This window comes from Accumulibacter sp. (assembly GCF_023806635.1).
Classification (GTDB): domain Bacteria; phylum Pseudomonadota; class Gammaproteobacteria; order Burkholderiales; family Rhodocyclaceae; genus Accumulibacter.
The window spans coordinates 1-17518 of record NZ_JAMTDQ010000091.1; the positions used below are offsets into that span (position 1 = coordinate 1).

17 protein-coding genes are annotated in these 17518 nt (G+C 66.8%); 10 read left to right on the forward strand and 7 right to left on the reverse strand.

The window, feature by feature from the left end; genetic code table 11:
* Positions 1 to 48 precede the first annotated feature (48 nt).
* Both NFW30_RS15925 and NFW30_RS15930 read right to left on the reverse strand, forming a co-directional pair.
* Positions 49 to 1515 (reverse strand): DegQ family serine endoprotease, encoded by a 1467-nt coding sequence (locus NFW30_RS15925; protein WP_295357796.1) that lies wholly within the window; start codon positions 1513 to 1515, stop codon positions 49 to 51.
* 408 nt (positions 1516 to 1923) lie between these two features.
* On the reverse strand, positions 1924 to 3054 hold the full coding sequence (locus NFW30_RS15930) for a transposase (protein ID WP_295357795.1): 1131 nt from the start codon (positions 3052 to 3054) through the stop codon (positions 1924 to 1926).
* Positions 3055 to 3314: 260 nt separating this feature from the next.
* Here NFW30_RS15930 and NFW30_RS15935 point away from each other — a divergent pair, with 260 nt between their 5' ends.
* From NFW30_RS15935 to NFW30_RS15960, 6 genes are all read left to right on the forward strand, one after another.
* Positions 3315 to 4895, forward strand: a complete 1581-nt coding sequence (locus NFW30_RS15935; RefSeq protein WP_295357792.1) for an alpha/beta hydrolase — start codon at positions 3315 to 3317, stop codon at positions 4893 to 4895.
* A 61-nt stretch (positions 4896 to 4956) separates the two neighbouring features.
* Entirely contained in the window at positions 4957 to 6054 is a 1098-nt protein-coding gene (locus NFW30_RS15940) for a hypothetical protein (protein WP_295357789.1), read from the forward strand.
* Between the two features lie 397 nt (positions 6055 to 6451).
* Positions 6452 to 6829 carry an SHOCT domain-containing protein gene (locus NFW30_RS15945; RefSeq protein ID WP_295357786.1) on the forward strand — a complete coding sequence of 126 codons (378 nt, stop codon included), beginning with the start codon at positions 6452 to 6454 and terminating at the stop codon, positions 6827 to 6829.
* A 75-nt stretch (positions 6830 to 6904) separates the two neighbouring features.
* Complete coding sequence (locus tag NFW30_RS15950; protein WP_295357784.1) at positions 6905 to 7492, forward strand: hypothetical protein; 588 nt, start codon at positions 6905 to 6907, stop codon at positions 7490 to 7492.
* Between the two features lie 25 nt (positions 7493 to 7517).
* Entirely contained in the window at positions 7518 to 8621 is a 1104-nt protein-coding gene (locus NFW30_RS15955) for an META domain-containing protein (RefSeq protein WP_295357782.1), read from the forward strand.
* A 10-nt stretch (positions 8622 to 8631) separates the two neighbouring features.
* Positions 8632 to 8856, forward strand: coding sequence for a DUF1049 domain-containing protein (locus NFW30_RS15960; protein ID WP_295357780.1), 225 nt, complete (start codon positions 8632 to 8634; stop codon positions 8854 to 8856).
* 133 nt (positions 8857 to 8989) lie between these two features.
* Here the strand turns inward: NFW30_RS15960 and NFW30_RS15965 are convergent, their stop codons facing one another.
* From NFW30_RS15965 to leuA, 4 genes are all read right to left on the reverse strand, one after another.
* On the reverse strand, positions 8990 to 10333 hold the full coding sequence (locus NFW30_RS15965; protein ID WP_295357779.1) for an SLC13 family permease: 1344 nt from the start codon (positions 10331 to 10333) through the stop codon (positions 8990 to 8992).
* Between the two features lie 12 nt (positions 10334 to 10345).
* Positions 10346 to 11371, reverse strand: a complete 1026-nt coding sequence (locus tag NFW30_RS15970) for an amino acid ABC transporter substrate-binding protein (protein WP_295357776.1) — start codon at positions 11369 to 11371, stop codon at positions 10346 to 10348.
* A gap of 351 nt (positions 11372 to 11722) precedes the next feature.
* Complete coding sequence (locus NFW30_RS15975) at positions 11723 to 12214, reverse strand: hypothetical protein (protein WP_295357773.1); 492 nt, start codon at positions 12212 to 12214, stop codon at positions 11723 to 11725.
* Positions 12215 to 12231: 17 nt separating this feature from the next.
* Positions 12232 to 13926, reverse strand: a complete 1695-nt coding sequence (gene leuA, locus NFW30_RS15980; protein ID WP_295357771.1) for a 2-isopropylmalate synthase — start codon at positions 13924 to 13926, stop codon at positions 12232 to 12234.
* 175 nt (positions 13927 to 14101) lie between these two features.
* Between leuA and NFW30_RS15985 the strand changes: the two genes are divergently transcribed.
* Both NFW30_RS15985 and NFW30_RS15990 read left to right on the forward strand, forming a co-directional pair.
* Positions 14102 to 14572 carry an Lrp/AsnC family transcriptional regulator gene (locus tag NFW30_RS15985; RefSeq protein WP_295357770.1) on the forward strand — a complete coding sequence of 157 codons (471 nt, stop codon included), beginning with the start codon at positions 14102 to 14104 and terminating at the stop codon, positions 14570 to 14572.
* Positions 14569 to 15195: a trimeric intracellular cation channel family protein gene (locus NFW30_RS15990; RefSeq protein ID WP_295357767.1), complete on the forward strand. Its 627-nt coding sequence runs from the start codon at positions 14569 to 14571 to the stop codon at positions 15193 to 15195. The genes NFW30_RS15985 and NFW30_RS15990 overlap by 4 nt, the downstream gene beginning before the upstream one ends.
* A 69-nt stretch (positions 15196 to 15264) precedes the next feature.
* Here the strand turns inward: NFW30_RS15990 and NFW30_RS15995 are convergent, their stop codons facing one another.
* The gene (locus tag NFW30_RS15995) at positions 15265 to 16197 is read right to left on the reverse strand and encodes a LysR substrate-binding domain-containing protein (RefSeq protein ID WP_295357764.1); all 933 of its coding nucleotides are present in this window, start codon (positions 16195 to 16197) and stop codon (positions 15265 to 15267) included.
* A gap of 113 nt (positions 16198 to 16310) precedes the next feature.
* Here NFW30_RS15995 and NFW30_RS16000 point away from each other — a divergent pair, with 113 nt between their 5' ends.
* Together NFW30_RS16000 and NFW30_RS16005 are read left to right on the forward strand one after the other, a co-directional pair.
* A complete protein-coding gene (locus NFW30_RS16000) occupies positions 16311 to 16634 on the forward strand; it encodes a DUF2917 domain-containing protein (RefSeq protein ID WP_295357761.1) in 324 nt (107 codons plus the stop codon).
* 111 nt (positions 16635 to 16745) lie between these two features.
* Positions 16746 to 17387, forward strand: a complete 642-nt coding sequence (locus NFW30_RS16005; protein ID WP_295357759.1) for a glutathione S-transferase family protein — start codon at positions 16746 to 16748, stop codon at positions 17385 to 17387.
* The last annotated feature ends 131 nt before the right edge of the window (positions 17388 to 17518 follow it).

A 17518-nucleotide genomic window follows, 5' to 3' on the forward strand; every position in this document is an offset into this window, starting at 1 on the left:
GGTTCGACCAAAAAAGTCCAGACCTAATTTTGCGGGTAAAGGGCAGGCCTAGCCCAGTTCGACGGGAATGAAGATCCTGGCGTTGCCGCGGTCGACCAGGACAGCGATCCGCTTGCCGGCCTTGTTGATCAGGTCGCGCAACTGCTCCGTACTGGAAATCGCCTCGCCGTTGACCGCGACGACGATGTCTCCCGGCTTGATGCCTGCCCTGGCGGCTGCGCCGGTGACGTTCTGCACGACGACGCCGTTGCCGACATCGGCGCGCCGCTGCTCTTCCGGGGTGAGCGGACGCACCGCCACACCGAGGCGCCCCTTGCCGGCGTCCGGGGTGTCGCTGCTGGCCACCTGCTCATCGGCGAACTTGCCGACCTCGACATCGAACGGGCGCGTCTCGCCCTTGCGCCACACCTGCAGCTTCGCCTGCTCGCCCGGTTTCATCGCCGAAACGATCGCCGGCAGCTCATTCGAGGAAGCAATCTCCTTGCCGTTGATCGACAGGATGACGTCGCCGGGCTCGAGACCGGCCTTCGCGGCAGGACTGCCCTTTTCCACCGAGCCGACCAGCGCTCCGGCGGGTTTCTTGAGGCCGAAGGAGTCGGCGAGCGACTGATTCACCTCCTGGATCGCGACGCCGAGCCGGCCACGCTGTACCTTGCCGTGGGTGACGATCTGTCGCTCGACGTTCATCGCAACCTCGATCGGGATCGCGAACGAGAGCCCCTGATAGCCGCCACTGCGCGAGTAGATCTGCGAGTTGATGCCGATCACCTCGCCCGCCATGTTGAACAGCGGCCCGCCCGAGTTGCCGGGATTCACGGCGACGTCTGTCTGGATGAACGGCACGTAGCTGCCGTCGGGCAGGGATCGCGAGAAGGCGGAGACGATGCCGGCACTGGCGCTGCTCTCGAAGCCGAAGGGCGAACCGATGGCGAGTACCCACTCACCGACGCGGGTGTTGCTGGCCGAGCCGATGCGGACTGCCGGCAGATCACTGGCGTCGATCTTGAGGACGGCGACGTCGCTGGCGGTATCGAGGCCAAGCACCCTGGCCTTGAATTCGCGCTTGTCGGTCAGCTTGACCATGACCTCCTCGGCGCCATCGACGACGTGGGCGTTGGTGAGAATCGTGCCATCCGGACTGACGATGAAGCCCGAACCGAGGCCGCGAGCAGGTGCATCGCCCCGGTTGTGCGGGGCGCCGAAGCGGCGGAGGAAGTCCGGGATCGAGCCGTCCTCCTCAAGTTGCGGGGATCCGGGTCCGCGCGCGCCTGCCTTGCGCGTGCCGGATACGCTGATGTTGACGACGGACGCACTGTTGCGCGCAACGATGGCGCTCATGTCGGGCAATGCGGCGCCCGCAACCGCGACCGGCTGGTTGATCGTTGCGGGAAGCGTGACCTGTGCCGCGGGGGCCGACGCAGCGGGGGCGTTGGCATGGCCTATCGTGTAGGCGCCGGTCAGCGCCGCGACGACCGCGGCTGCGCCCGCGGTCAGCTTGAGCTTGTTCGAGTTCATGGCGTTCTCCTGGGTGAGTTCCGGGCAGGCAAGATGCCCACCGACGGGAGAAGCATGCCTCGGCAAGACTTAAGGCCGACTTAAGGGCAACTGCCGCCGACACGAGCAGCGGCTTGCACCGAGCCGGCGACAGCCCGCCGCTCGGCACGTGGATGTACGCGCAGTCGATCGCTTCGAGCCGCGAAGGATAGGAATTCCAATGCCACATCTGGAAGTATCTCATCCGTTCCTGCCCGTTCCTGCCCTCGTCAATCCGTGTAACTTGAGCTCAAGATGCCTGATCGACCCTGAATATCCCGCGCCGACACCTCCGTCCGTGCCGGAAGCCGCCTGTGCGGCAAACTTCCGCCGCACAGGTGGCCACCGGCACGAGTCACCCCCGACGAGCGAGTCTGTTCGTCTTGTGCCCTACCACGCGATACGCTGGTCGAACTCGTAGTCCGGTGCCGGTTGCGCCTGCAAATCGATCTCGCCAGGCGCGTTGTCCTGCATCTCCCACAGTGGCGGCCCTCGTGCCGGCATCAGACGGGGCGGTGACGTTGGCTCGCCCAAGTGTCCGAGAATCTGCCCGATCGCCGGCCCCTCGGTAATGAAAGCGATGATCTTCATCTCGCGGCCACACTGCGGGCACAGCAGGGGCAGCACCTCATAGATGCGCGCGAGGAGCAGCGCCCAGACGTAGCGCGCCGCTTGGCGATGCAGCGGCTCTGCCGAGACCGCTTCCGGCGGCATCGGCTCGACTGGCGCTGGAGCGGCGACAATCTCGGCAGGCTGCGCCAATGCGGTGACCGCCTCGCGCAGCGGTGAGTTGGGCGCCAGCACCCCATAGTAGCGGTGACGGTGTTTGCGCGGTGGCGGGATCAGTGCTGCGAGACGATCGAGCAGTTGCATCGGCGTCAGCATCAGGCTGACGCTGCCACCCGGCCCCGGCTTCACGCTCTCATAGACCAGGCGCTCGGGATCGATTTCACGTAAGCGATCGAGCGCAAAAGCCGGACGGGCACAGTAGCGCAGCAGCCGTTCCAGGCCCTCGCGCTCGTGAGCCTCGATGCGCACCTCGGCATCCACCGAGAAGCCTCCGCTGTGCTCCCACTCGGCCATCCCCTGCGCATCGCCCGCCGACAGCAGGCCGCGCCGCTGGGCCGAGCGCAGCAGTCGCCGGCGCACGGCCGTCTGAACCTCGCCGCTGGCCGCTGCATCCAGTCCGCTGGCCGAGTGAAAGGCGGCGCCACCCTCTGCATCTACCTCGAAAACGCCATCCACCACGACGCAGTGGAAATGCAGATGGGTGTTGAGCAGCGCACCGAAACGGTGGATGAAAATCACGGCGCCGAGGCGGGGCGCTTCACGGGCGCCGGGACTGTGTTGCCGCAGCACCCGCTCGATGACTGCGGGTGCGCATGCCCCCGCGCCATCCTCCTGAAGCGCCAGCCAGGTCGCCAGATGCGTCTGCACGGTGCGATAGAGCAGCGTGCGTTCGGGTTCGCGGCGACGGTAGGCGGCACTGCGCAGTGAGGCGCAGGCGGCGGTGGCAGGCATGGCAGTCCGGATGGGGTGATCGGGACTGGATACTGTATGCCCATCCAGTTCACGACGCAGTCGTGACTGCGGGTGGCGCCCCTCGACCTGCTCGCACACCGGGCTCGGGGGGTGCTAGGATCCGTGCGGCGGAGGCAAGCCCATTGCGGAAACGGATTCGACGGGGAGTCTTCCCTCTCGTCCACCGGTGCGAGGTCTCCATCCATCCAGGCTGCATGGCGCTGGAAAGCCAGCGCCGGGAAAGGTGACAAGGCGAGACCATGCTGGGAACGATCGGAAGAATCCTGAAGTGGGTACTGCTGTTGATCCTCGTGATCGGCGTCGCGCTGCTCGCCCTGCGCTCGTTCCGCGTGCTCGGCGGCCCGGCCTTGCAGCCATGGCATACCTACGTGCCAACGGAGCTGTCGGCGGACCAACTCGACGCCGCCGACTGGAGCCGCTACCTCGCACAGGAAGACGAGATCATGGCCAGCGTGCGCGCCGAGGTAAGCCAGAAGCTGGCACCCGAGCAGCGCGTGCCGATCAACCGCTACTTCGAGGCGAGCCCGGTCTACCCGGCGCGTTTTGCGCAGGACTGGAACCGATCCTACGTCATGGAGCCCGATGGCAAGCCAGTGGGCGTCGTCGTCCTGCTGCATGGCCTGACCGATTCGCCGTACAGCCTGCGGCATTTCGCGAGACACTATCGCGAGCACGGATTCGTCGCCATCGGCGTCCGGTTGCCGGCCCACGGCACCGTCCCCGCTGGCCTGAGCAAGGTCCGCTGGGAAGACTGGATGGCTGCAACCCGCCTCGCCATACGCGAAGCGCGGCGGCGCGTGCCTGCCCCCGCACCGCTGCACCTGGTGGGGTTCTCGAACGGCGGCGCGCTGGCGGTCAAGTACTCGCTCGATGCCCTCGAAGACCCGCGCCTCGTGCGCGCCGAGCGCATCATCCTGTTCACCCCGATGATCGGCATCACCCGCTTTGCCCGCTTTGCCGGCCTGGCGAGCCTGCCGGCCTTCCTGCCGCCGTTTGCCAACGCCGCCTGGCTGAGCGTCGTTCCGGAGTTCAATCCGTTCAAGTACAACTCCTTTCCGGTCAACGGCGCACGCCAGTCGTTTCGCCTCACCGACGCCCTGCAGGCGCAAATCCAGCGCCTGGCGCGAGCGGACCAGCTCGGCGGCCTGCCACCCGTGCTGACCTTCCAGTCGGCGATCGATTTCACCGTCAGCACACCGGCCATCCTGACCGCACTCTACGCGCACCTGCCGGACAACGGCAGCGAGATCGTCCTGTTCGACGTGAACCGGACACTCAAGTTCGCCCCGCTGCTGCGCCCGTCTTCCTACGTCGCCGTGGACCGCCTCGCCCCCACGACCCCGGTGACCTATCGCTTCACGACCATCGCCAACGCGAGTGACGACAGCGAGATGACGGTCGAGCGCAGCATCGCGCCCGGCCAGCTGCAACCCGTCGTTCGTCCGCTGGGCCTGCCGTACCCGCCGGGAATCTTCTCCCTGTCGCACCTCTCGATCCCGATCCCGATGGATGACCCCCTGTATGGAATGTATCCCGACCCGAAAACGAAGGACGATTACGGTTACAACCTCGGCGCGATGGATGCCCGCGGCGAACGTGGCGCGCTGATCGTCGACCAGGACTTCCTGACGCGGCTGTCATCCAATCCCTTCTTCCCGTACCTGCTCGAACGCGTCGATGGCGAGATCGAGCGGCCGTCGGGTCCTTCGGGCCTCAAGATTGCCACGACGGCACCCGCGGGACTGCCAGTGCGACTGGAGGCCGTGCTTTCCACGCTGCTGCCGGGTGACGAAGAGTTGCAGCCATTCGCTGGTCCCTGAAGCGGGCCGTCGGCGCGTGGCCAGGATGCCGGACCCGCTGCCTGCAAGAGGCTGACTGGGTTTGTTCGCCGCGCCGGATGCCATCCTGTTGCTTCCGTGCAACGGCCGGCTCATCCGGCAGCCGAGTCGACCGCTGGCGAGGGACCACGCCATGCAGCTCACTGCTATCCTGCAGGATGTCATGGATTCTTCCCGCGAGGGCGACATGAAGTTCCCATCTACGCACGTTACGAGCCTGGCGGTGCTGGCGGCGCTGTTCGCAGTGGCCGCGCCGGTGCAGGCCGGCTCCAATGTCGACCCGGTCGCCGATGCCCCCGCGCAGGAGCGCGGATCCACAGGCTGGCAGCCTTTCGTTTCGCTCACGCCGCTCTACCAGGGGAGCGCCGACCTCGATCGAGGCGGTGATTTCAAGGTCGGCGGCGCGGTTGTCCGGGGCGGCGCTTCCCGCGACTTCGGCGGCGGCACGCGGGCGGGCGTGACACTCAACTACGACTATCTCGACTATTCCTTTTCGACTCCGAACTCATTGGCCGCCAGGTCGCCTTGGGGCGTCGTCCAGCGTTATGGCCTGAGCCTCCCCATCTCCTTCGCCGTCGGCGATGGCTGGCGACTGGGGGTAGCGCCATCGGTCGACTGGTTCCGGGAGAACGGTGCCAGCACGGGTGACTCGCTCGTCTGGGGCGCGCTCTTCTCGGCGACCAGACGGTTCGCCGATGGCAATCTCATCGGCCTGGGAGTCGGCGCCTACGATGGGATCGAGAAGACCAGCGTCTTCCCGTTCTTGCTCGTCGATTGGCGCCTGGGCGAGCGCTGGCGCCTGATCAACCCGCTGGCGAGCGGACCGACCGGCCCTGCCGGGATCGAACTCGACTACCAGTTCGACGGCGGCTGGACTGCCGGCGTCGGCGTGTCGTACCGCGTCATGCGCTTCCGCCTGGATAACGACGGTCCGACGCCGGACGGAGTCGGCGAAGAGCGCGGGGTGCCGGTATTCCTCCGTGTCACGCGCCAGTTCAACGACCAAATGGCGTTGCACCTCTACGGCGGTGTCGTGACGGCCGGGCAGCTGCGGGTGGAAAATTCATCCGGCAACCTGTTGCGCAAGGACGACTTCGACGCCGCGCCGTTTTTCGGCGCCACTTTCATCGGGCGCTTCTGATCCCGGCCGGCGACCGGAGGGCCATCTCGCCCCGGGGTTGCCGCTCGGCATGGGTATCGGGCCGGGACGTGCCTGCAGCGCCGTCGCGGGTCACCCGCGGCGTGTGACTGCCCTGCACGCGCCGCAGCTCGCCACGACCGTGTCCGAGGGCACCCGGTCGCACGCCGTCGGCCCAGAGCCGCGAACGGCCTGAAAGGTCCACTCGGCCGAGGCACTGCTGCGCAGCTTGCTCATCGGCGGAGCGATGGCCTGTCACCACAAGGCAGCGACCCACGAGCGCGCTCGAGACTCTTTCGCCGACGCCCACGCCGACGACTTGCTGCGCCGCTGAACTACGGGCAGAATGCTCGCGGCGCCATCCAGCGAAGCCGGCGTCCTTCTTGAGAGGTGCTCATCGATGAGCAATTTTTGGGATTTCATGTGGCTGATCGCGTCGGCCTTCCTGTTCGTGGCGTATCTCCTGATCCTGTTCCGCATCATTTCCGATCTCTTCAGGGACAGCGAACTCGGTGGTGGTGCCAAGGCCTTGTGGCTCATCTGCCTGCTCTTCCTGCCGATGCTGACCGCACTGGTGTATGTGATCGCCCGCGGCAAGGGCATGGCAGCGAGGCAACGCGCGGCGTACGAGCAGTCGCGATCCGAGGCGGAGTCCTACATCAGGCAGGTGGCCGGAAAATCGCCCGCCGAACAGATCGCCGACGCCAAGGAACTGCTGGATGCCGGGACGATCAATCCCGAAGAGTTCGCCCGGCTCAAGGCAAAGGCACTCGCCTGAACACAGTTCGTCGAGTCCTACCGGATGGCGGTCCGGGCTCCTGCTTCCTTTCCTCAATCACTCCGGAGCAAGTCCATGAAAAACAATCCATTCTTCCACGCGACCCTGGGCGCAGCCGCGCTCGCACTCGGCCTCGGCTCGACGCTGGCCGAAGCTCAGTCGCGCGTGCAGTACGGGCGCGTGACCAACGTCGTGGCGACGACCGTCACCGACACGACTGCCCAGAACGTCGGCACCATCGTTGGCGGCGGCATTGGCCTGTTGACCGGCAGCGGGCAGTCCGGCAGCAATCGCGCCCTGCGCACCATCGGCGGCGCAGCCGCCGGGCGAGGGGTTGGCCATCTGGCCGGCCGCTCGCAGTCCTTCGAGTACACGGTCCTGACCACCGGCGGCACGACGGTGCGCATCGTTTCCGACCAGGCGGGCAAGGTCGTCGGGGATTGTGTGGCCGTCGAACAGGGCCAGTTCAACAACATCAGGCTGGTCTCCGACGACCGCTGCGCGCCCACGCGGACGACACAGCCGACCGCTACGACGGCAGCGGCGGCCGACGTGCAGGCGGCCAATGCGTGCGACCAGGCCAAGCAGCAAGCCCTGAATGCCGAAACCGACGAGGCCTTCGCACTTGCCGAGCGCCGCATTCGCCTGTTGTGCGGCGAGTGATGGTGGTCAGAAGAGAAGCCCGGGGATGAACGCAGGCATGTCGCAGTCGGTCGCTGCGCTGGCGCTTTTTCTCGTTGCCTGCTCACTGCCCGTCAGGGCAACCGAGGCATCGCTGATCTGTTTTGGCAACGAGCCTTCATGGGGCCTGTCGTTCACCGCAAATGGCCGGGCACGGCTCGAGTTGGCCGATCGAGGGGCCGTCGAGTACCGCGGCCGGGAGACGGGTCTCGCGGCGCCGAAGGAACGCGCATGGCGCGGCAGGCCGACGAGCGGCCGCGGCGGTGAACTGGTCGGCTTCCTCAGCGATGCCACCTGCAGCGACAACATGTCCGAGGTGCAGCACCCGCTTACCGCGCGCGTGTCGCTGCCCGATGGTCGCCTGCTGGTCGGCTGTTGCCGGTTTCCGTCTGCGGCCAGAACGCCGCCGCCGGCCATGACCATCGAGGGTCCGACGTGGCGCCTCACCGCCATCGGAGGCGGGAAGCCTGACCCCGCTGGCCAGACCGGGCGACCGGTGACCGCTCGCTTCGAGGCCGGGCGAGTCGACGGGTTTTCCGGCTGCAACCAGTTTTTTGGCGGCTACACGATCGACGGCGACCGCATCAGCTTCGCGCCCCTGGCTGGGACGATGATGGCCTGCGCGGCGCCAGCAATGGCGCTCGAGAAGTCTGTGCAGGGGGTGCTCGCCGGCACGGTTCGCTACGCGATCGATGGCGATCGGCTGACGCTCACTCCGGCAACGGGTGCGGCACTCGCCTTCCAGGCCGAACCCCCGCCGACGCTGGCCGGTGTCGTCTGGCATGTCACCGGTTTCAACAACGGCCGTGACGCGGTGGTGGGACCGTTGGTCGGCACGGATCTGACGCTTTCCTTCGCCGACGGAATGGTACGCGGACACGCCGGTTGCAACAGCTTCCGCGCCCCCTACTCGAGTGACGGCGAGCGGATGACCGTCGGGCCGGCGCTGACGACGCGCAAGGCCTGCGCCGGCGAAGGCGTCATGCAGCAGGAACAGGAGTTCCTGGCGGCGCTGGCAACGGCGACGAAGTGGAGCGTGCGCGGCGGCATGCTCGATGTGCATCGCGCCGACGGACAGCGCGTGCTCAACGCCAACGCGGAAACCAGATAGAGGAGTTGAGATGCGTTACGTCTACATCGGACTGGTCGTGGTTGCCACCGCCATCGTGCTGCTCTTCAAGGTTCAGAACCTCACCGCAGTCACGGTCTCCCTGCTGGGGATGAGCATGACCATACCGGTCTTTCTGCTGGTCATCGGCATCTACCTCCTTGGCATGCTCACGGGAAGTTCGCTGCTGGCGCTGCTGCGTGGCTGGATCCGCAACGCCAGGGGCGACTCCGCCTGACAGACCGCGCCCGCTGACCGTCGGCAACGATCCTGGAGCAGGGGCACGCCACACGACGCTCCGCTCCGCCCCAGCGCAATCTTGCCTGACAGCGTGCTCGCGGACATCTCCGGCTGGTGCCCCGGGGACTTCGCTACTGACCCAGAATCGAGGCCAGGGCCCAGACGTAGAGCGCTCCGACCGACAACTGCAGCGCTGCGATGGGCAGCCCGATGCGCAGGAACTGGACGAAGCTCACCCGCTGGCCGTTTGCCGCGCAGATGCCGACGGCGACGACATTGGCTGCGGCGCCGATCAGCGTCGCGTTGCCGCCCAGCGTGCCGCCGAACATCATCGCGACGAATACCGGCAACGTTGCCGGTGGCCAATTGACAAAACCCGGAGCCAGCGCAATCTCCGGAGCCGCGCCGGCCGCCACCAGGTAACCGGTGACCATGACCAGTGCCGCGGCGACCACCGGAATGTTGGCCAGCAGGCTCGACAGAACCCCGATGCCAGCGATCAGGACGAAGGCCACCGGCAACAGGTCGGCGCCAAACCACTGGTAGACCTGGATCGACAGCCCCTGCAGCAGCTCGGTCTTGATGAACGCCTGGACCAGGGTGAAGATGGCGCCAAGAAACAGGATCGTCTTCCAGTCCACGTCCCGGATGACTTCGCCGACGGGCTCGATGCGCACGCCATAGACCAGGAGCAGAGCCAGCGCTGCGCCGATGATCGCGACCTGCGGCGGGACGATGCGCGTCGGCAGGTATTCGCCGATCATGAACAGGACGACCATCAGCACGAGAACGAGCAGTGACAGGATCAGGAAACCGGGACGTTCCAGAGGAACTGGTGGGCGCGCCTCGGGCAGGCTCACCCGTGCCGCCCACACCTTCGGCAACAGCAGCGGCAGCAGCGGCAGCACCGCGAGCACGGCGAGCAGACCACCCAGGCTGACCTGCCGCAGATAGTCCGGGAACGATAGCCCGATTGCACTGCCGACCAGAAAAGTGGCAGGGTCGCCGACCAGTGTCAGCATCCCGGCGGCGTTGCTGACGATCGCCGTGATGATCAGGGGCCCGACGAAGTCGACCTTGAGCGCGCGGCAGACGTTGACGATGACCGGCGCCACCAGGATGACCGCCGTGGCGTTCGGCAGGACGGCGCAGATCGGCGCGACCATGGCGACGATCAGCAGCAGAAGCCGCTTGCCGCTGCCGCCGCTGGCGCGCAGGAAGACATCGCCGAGCCGCTCGAAGATCCCCGTCTTGCCGATCACCCGCGCCACCACCATGCCACCGAAGAGCAGCGACAGTGGCCCGCCGGCGGTGTGCACGATCGGCATCAGGTCGCTGCCGTCGAGGATGCCGAAGGCGATCAGCGTGCTCACGCCGAGCAGTGCGGCGACCACCATGTCCAGGAGATCGAAGGCGATGCACAGGATGACTGCGGCAAAGACAACGATCGTCAGGTTGATCTGGAAATCTGTCATCCGGGCGATCCCTCACTCGATCGCCGGCGAATAGTGGAGTCCCCCGTGCATCCACAGCCGGTTGAGGCCGCGCTCGATCTTCAGCGGGCTGTCGCGCCCGAGATTGCGCTCGAAGACCTCACCGTAATTGCCGACGGCCCGCAGCGCCCGAATCCCCCACTGCGGTTCGATTCCCAGCGCCTGCGCGATGATCTTGCCCTCGTACGGATCCTGCCGCAGCAACGGGTTCCGGTTGCCCTTGACCTCTTCATCGACGCGGTCACGGGTGACGCCGTATTCCTCGCCGAGGATCAGCATGTTCAGAACCCAGCGGATCACCGTCGCCCACTCCGGATCGCCACCCCAGACGACCGGGCTGATCGGTTCCCTGGAGATGCGATCGGGCAGGATGACGAAGGACCCCGCACCACCCGGCGCACGCAGGCGCATGGCCGCGAGCTCGCCGGAATCCGCGGTGTAGGCCTGGCATTGGCCGGCGTACAGGGCTGCCGCCGCCTGCTGCGCCGAGGCCATGGGCAGAGGCTTGACCGACTGTCCCGTCGCCCGGTAATGCGCCTCCAGGGTGCGCTGGTGTGTCGTACCCTTCTCGACGCAGATGGTCGCACCGTCGAGGTCTGCGGGCTTTGTCACCTTGGCCCCGGCGGCGACCATGAAGCCCTGGCCATCGTAAAGGAGGATGCCGGGAAAGCGCACCCGCAAGACCGCTTCGCGCGTGAGGGTCCACGTGGTGTTGGCGAGCAGCAGGTCGACCCTGCGCGTCTGCAGCGCGGGAAATCGTGCGCTGGTCTGCAGCGGCACGAAATCCACCTTTTCCGGGTCGTTCAGTACCGCCGCAGCGACCGCGCGGCAGAAGTCGGCTTCCAGCCCGCGCCAGTAGCCATTGGCATCGCGCTCGGCGAAGCCGGGAACGTCTTCACTCACCCCGCAACGCAGTTGCCCACGCGATTTCACCCCATTGAGGACCTCGGCGGACTCGACCCGTGGCAAGATCGCAAGCATCAGGGCCAACAGGGCGGCACAGCGGACAGCCAGTTTCATCCGGGACCTCCGGGATCGCAGGACGGTGGATCGATTCGTTGCCATGGCCCCGGACGCCCAGAACGCTCGTCTAAGACTCCGGTGCGGCGGCCTCCTGGGAAGGCTGCTGCTGGTAACGCCCGCAAGACCGACACAGCGCCCGCGATACTACGCGCGGTATGCGGATCCGGCAAGGGGGTCCCGGACAGGTCCCGGGCAGGCCCTGGACAGGCTGTTCCCGGACTCGGCCGCCATCGCTGCCGCGGGATGTCGACGCCAGCGGCAGCGTCGTCGGCTTGGCGCGAGGCGGCCGTTCGCACGACGAAAAGACAGCCGCGGGCCGACGGGGACCATGCCGGCGGCAGGAATCGCTCAGGAGCAGGTGGTCCGCAGGCGCCGCAGCGAGTCGTTGGCCTTGGGCAGAACGGCCGGGTTTTCGTCCGGGAAGTAGCGCTGGCCCTTTGGTATCTGCGTGCTGCCCGGCGGTGGCCAGCCGCGCACGGCGATGACCTCCGGCACCAGGAGGGAGAGGTCCAGGCGGCCGTTGTCGACGTCGCGCTGGCAGACGAACAACACGCCGTTGGCAGCAACCACCCGCTCGCGGACCGCGGCGAGCGGCCTCGCTGCGGTGCGCGCGAGTGCAGCGGTTTCGGGCGGTAGCGACAGCAGGAAGAAGCGCCGGCCTCGAGGATTCTTCGCCATTCCCTGCTCGGCCGCCACCTGGAAGCTGAAACCGTCGCCGGCGATGTAGAGACCGCCTTGCGCTTGCGCGGAGACCGTCGCCGGCAAGGCGACCAGACAGATGCTGGCGGCGAACCAGAGGATCCGTGAGGGCCGCCGGCATCGTTCATCGAAACGAAACATGGGTGACCTCCAGGGTCTCAGGCAGCGCGCGTCTCGCCGCCGGCATCGGCGGCGCTCGCCGAGAGGCGATTGACGCCATTCAACAGGGCCCTGATGGACGCCGTGACGATGTTGCCGTCGATGCCGACACCGTGACATTCGCGGTTGCAGCCGGCGCGCGCCAGTTCGAGGAAGGCGCAGGCATTGGCATCACTGCCCTTGCCGGCCATCGAACGTTCCTCGTAGCTGCGCACCTGCACGCCGATGCCGATGCTGCGCAGGGCGTGGACGGCGGCATCGATCGGTCCGTTGCCCTCGCCGGCGAGCAGGTGCACCCGGCCTTCGAGCTCCAGCGTCAGGCGGATGCCCTGCGCCTCGCCGTGCTCGAAGAGATGATGTTCGATGTAGCGGATCGGCGCATCGCCGGCGAGGTAGGTGTCGGCGAACAGCGCCCAGATCTCGGCCGCGCTCATCTCGCCACCGTGACTGTCGGTCTGCGCCTGCACGACGCGCGAGAATTCGACCTGCAGCCGGCGCGGCAGAACGACGCCGTACTCGGCCTCGAGAAGGTAGGCGATGCCACCCTTGCCCGACTGGCTGTTGATGCGGATCACCGAGTCGTAGCTGCGACCGACATCGGCCGGATCGATCGGCAGGTAGGGAACCCGCCAGTGGTCGCCGGCGTGCTGGGCGCCGAATCCCTTGCGGATCGCGTCCTGGTGCGAGCCGGAAAAGGCGGTGAAAACGAGGTCGCCGACGTAGGGGTGGCGCGGGTGAATCGGCAGACGACTGCAGTGTTCGACGGTGCGCGCGACGGCGTTGATGTCGGAGAAGTCGAGCTGCGGCGCGATTCCCTGCGTGTAGAGGTTGAGCGCCAGGGTGACGATGTCGACGTTGCCGGTGCGCTCACCGTTGCCGAACAGGCAGCCCTCGACGCGTTCGGCGCCGGCCATCATCGCCAGCTCGGCGGCGGCCACCGCCGTACCGCGATCGTTGTGCGGATGGACGCTGAGGATCACGCTGTCGCGACGCGCGAGATGGCGGTGCATCCACTCGATCTGGTCGGCATAGACGTTCGGTGTCGCCATCTCGACGGTGGTCGGCAGGTTGAGGATCACCTTGTCCTGCGGCGTGGCGCCCCAGGCGGCAGTGACGGCATCGCAGATCTCGAGGGCGAAGTCGAGTTCGGTGGCGGTGAAGGTCTCCGGGCTGTACTCGAGCACCCATTCGGTCTGCGGCCGCTCGGCGCTCAACTGGCGGATCAGGCGGACGGCGCTGACCGCCATGTCGACCACTTCCGCCCGGCTCATGCCGAAGACGTTCTCGCGGAACGGCTTCGAGGTGGCGGTGTAGACATGGACGATCGCCCGCCGCGCACCGGCCAGCGAGTCGATCGTTCGCCGGATGAGGTGCTCGCGCGCCTGCGTCAGGACTTCGATGGTGACGTCGCCGGGAATGTGCTGCCCTTCGATGAGCTTGCGGACGAAGTCGAAGTCGGTCTGCGAGGCAGACGGGAAGGCGACCTCGATCTCCTTGAAGCCGATGTCGCAGAGGGTGTGGAAGAGGCGCATCTTGCGTTCGATGTTCATCGGTTCGAACAGCGCCTGGTTGCCATCGCGCAGATCGGTGCTCATCCAGATCGGCGCGCTGCCGATCGTGCGATTGGGCCACTGTCGATCGGTGAGCCGGACCGGCGGGAACGGCGAATACTTGCTGGCGGGATTCTTCAACATGCTGTGGCTCCTCGAATGCTCTGCACTGATCCATTGACGGATGGGATGATACCTGTGATGCGCCGGCACGTGCTTGCGTTGTTGCCACCCGTGTCGGCGGATTTCGGCAGAATATTGCGGACTGTGACTATTTTGTTAAACTTTCTGCCATTCATTCACGACGGAAGGCAATGGGATGCAACTGGATCGTTTCGACCGCAGGATCCTGCAGGTGCTGCAGGAGGACGGGCGGATCAGCAACCAGGATCTGGCCGAGCGCATCGGGCTGTCGCCTTCGCCCTGTCTGCGACGCGTGCGTGCGCTCGAGGAGGCGGGTCTGATCATCGGCTATCGGGCGCTGGTCGACCCGCGAGCCCTCGGCCTGTCATTGATGGCGTTGATCCACATCTCGATGGACGAGCACACGCCGGAGCGCTTCAGCCAGCTCGAAGCGGCGATCCGCGAGATCCCGGAGATCGTCGAATGCCTGCTGATCACTGGCCAGGCTGCCGATTACCAGCTCAAGGTGGTGGTGCGGGACATGGACGCCTACCAGGATTTGCTGCTCAATCGGATCACCGGCATCAAGGGGGTGACCGGGGTGCACTCGAGCTTCGTGCTGCGGCGCGTGGTGGACAGGACGGCGTTGCCGGTCGGCGAACGATGAGCATCGAGACGCTGCTCTATTGGGTCGGCGTGGCGGCGGTGGCGGTCAATGCGCTGACCGGTGTCCTCGATTCGGCGCGCAGGCAGATGGATCTGATCGGCGCGTTGCTGGTCGCCGTGGCGACCGCTCTCGGGGGTGGCACCGTCCGCGACCTGCTGCTCGATCGCCATGTTTTCTGGGTGGTCGACCAGACCTATCTTGCCGTCGCCCTCGGCACGGCCGTGCTGACCTTCTTCGTTGCCCGCGCCTGCCGCGTCCCGCCGCGCCTGTTCCTCATTCCCGACGCCATCGGCCTGGCGCTGTTCACCATCGTCGGCACGCAGGTGGCACTGCAGTGGCACGCCCCCTGGCTGGTCGCAAGCCTGATGGGTGTGATCACCGGCGCCGTCGGCGGCGTCCTGCGCGATGTCCTGTGCAATGACGTCCCGCTGATCTTCCTGCAGGGCGAACTCTATGCTTCGGCGGCATGGGCCGGCGCATTGGCGATGATCGCGCTGCAGGCGGCTGGCGTCGCACCCGTCTACGCGTCGTCGGCCGGGATGGCGATCGTTCTCGGCCTGCGCCTGGCGGCGCTGCGCTTCCGGCTGGTGCTGCCGACCCTGCCGCAACAGAGGAAGGGGTGAGCGGCGGGGGCGGGGGCGGCCACGGCGCCGCAGCATGCGTCGAGTGGCTGCACGCCGTCGTCGCCGGCGTCAGTCCCCTTGACCAGTGGCGGTCATCGCTTCTCCTGCCGGGGGGCAATATGAAGCGGCTTCCTGGAAGAGCCAGTCGCGAAAGGAGACGACCGCGGGTTGCTCCTCGTCGGCCGGACGCGAGAGGAAGTAATAGGCCAGCGGTGACTCGATGATCGTTGTGAACAGCCGCAACAGGCGGCCACTCGCGAGATCGTCGACGGCCAGCGTGTGCCGGGCGAGCGCGACACCCTGTCCGGACGCAGCGGCCATCAGCATCAGGCTGGAATCGTCGAAGATGGCGCCACGTTGCGGCTCGTCGATGACCAGCCCCGCTGCGCTGAACCAGGGCTGCCAATGCTCGTCCGGGGTTGAACTGCCGGCTGCTGATGAAGGACTGGTACTACCCGGTGTGCTCGCCGGACTTCCACCGTAGCCACGACTTGCACAGCCCGGTGCAACTGATGACCCTGTCGCTCCTGCGATCTCCGGGTAGCGACCGTGACCGAAGCGCAGCGCGACATCCGCTTCACCGCCCTTGATGTCGGCCAGGCGCGCGCTCGACTGCACCTCCACGTCATAGTCCGGATGACGGGCGATGAAGTTGCCCAGGCGTGGCAACAGCCAGCGGGCAGCGAAGGAGGGCATGCAACTGACCCGCAGACGGCGATAGGCGCGGCTCGCAAGCAGCCGGTCCGTTGCCTGGTCGATGTCGGCGAAAGCCCGCGCAAGTTCCTCGGCATAGGCGGCGCCGTGCGCGGTCAGCCGCAGGCCGCGGCCATGACGCTCGAAGAGGGCGATGCCGAGGCGGTCCTGCAACTGCCGCAACTGATGGCTGACGGCACCGTGCGTCAGATGGAGCGCTGCCGCGGCACCGGTGACGCTCTGGCTACGGGCCGCGGCGACGAAGACGCGCAGGCTGCCAAGTGCAGGTCTACGTCTGTGATCCGACAAATCTGCTCACATGTCAGGTGAAAACGTTTCCATTGTAGCGGTGGCGCTGGCAGCTGAAAATGGCGTTGCCGGTGTTGCACGGGCCGGTGTCAGGAAAGGGAAAGGAGAAGCTCATGGCAGTCCGCACACCATCAATCGAGTTCGCAATGGGTGCCGCAGAGGCAATGTCGCTCGAAGGCGTCGCCGGCTGGACCCTGACTGCGGTCAGCGATCGCATCTGGCTCACCGAGGAGAACGGCGGTCACGACGTCTGGTTGCTGCCTGGCCAGCGTCACCTGATAGCCACTAACGGCCGCGTCGTTGTCGAGCCCTGGCACGGCAGGGGCGGCGGTGCGTGCGCAGCGACGTGCCGGCTGCTGCCGCCGGTCGGATCCTGCTGGCGCGGATGGCGCCTGCCCGGGTTGCGGCCAAGCAGCGCGGTCGTTGCCTGCGCCTGAGCGTTCCTGCGTACTGCGTCGGCCGGCGCGGCCGCGCAGCGAATTCACGGCCATTCCCTGCTCCTGTCGCAGCCGGCGGGCAGCAGACCCCACTTCGATTGGAGACTGAAGATGACGCAAACGACGAACAGCGGGCAGCATCAGTTGCTCGGCCTCTACGATTCGCCTTTCGTGCGCCGGGTGGCGGTGAGCATGAAGCATTACGGGATCCCCTTCGAGCATCTATCGCTCTCGGTCTTTCGCCATATGGACGCGATGCGACCGCTCAATCCGCTGTTCAAGGTGCCGATGCTGACGCTGCCCAACGGCGACAGGCTGTACGAGAGCGCCTACATGCTCGACTACCTCGATGAACTCGCCGTCGAACGCCACGTCACCCCGCTGACACCGCGCAGCGGCGCCGATCGCCGCCAGGTCCAGCAGTTGATGGCGCTGGCGATGCTCGGTACGGAAAAGGCGGTGGCCATCGAGTACGAACGCAAGCGCCCGGCCGACCAGCAGTGGGCCGAGTGGACGAGTCGCCTGCGCGAACAGATGCGGCAGGCCTTCACGATGCTCGAGGAGCGCCTTGACGGCGACTTCCTGTTCGCCGGCCGCCTGACGCAGGCCGACATCTCGACGGTCGCCGGAATCGGCTTCATCCGCCACGTGCTGCCGCACGAATGGCCGGCAGGCGCCTATCCGGCGCTCGAGCGCCTCGTCGCGCGACTCGAGGCAAGCGAGGCCTTCAAGGCGGTGCCGATCGAGGAGTAGTGCGCGCTGCGTGGCGCCGCTCGCCGGCCAGCGAGCGCGCCGCGTCACGCAACGCCGTCGCGCGTGGTCGCACGATGCGATCGGGCGCGCACCACGGATCGAGTTGTGAGCGGACCGGCCGCGCGGCCCAT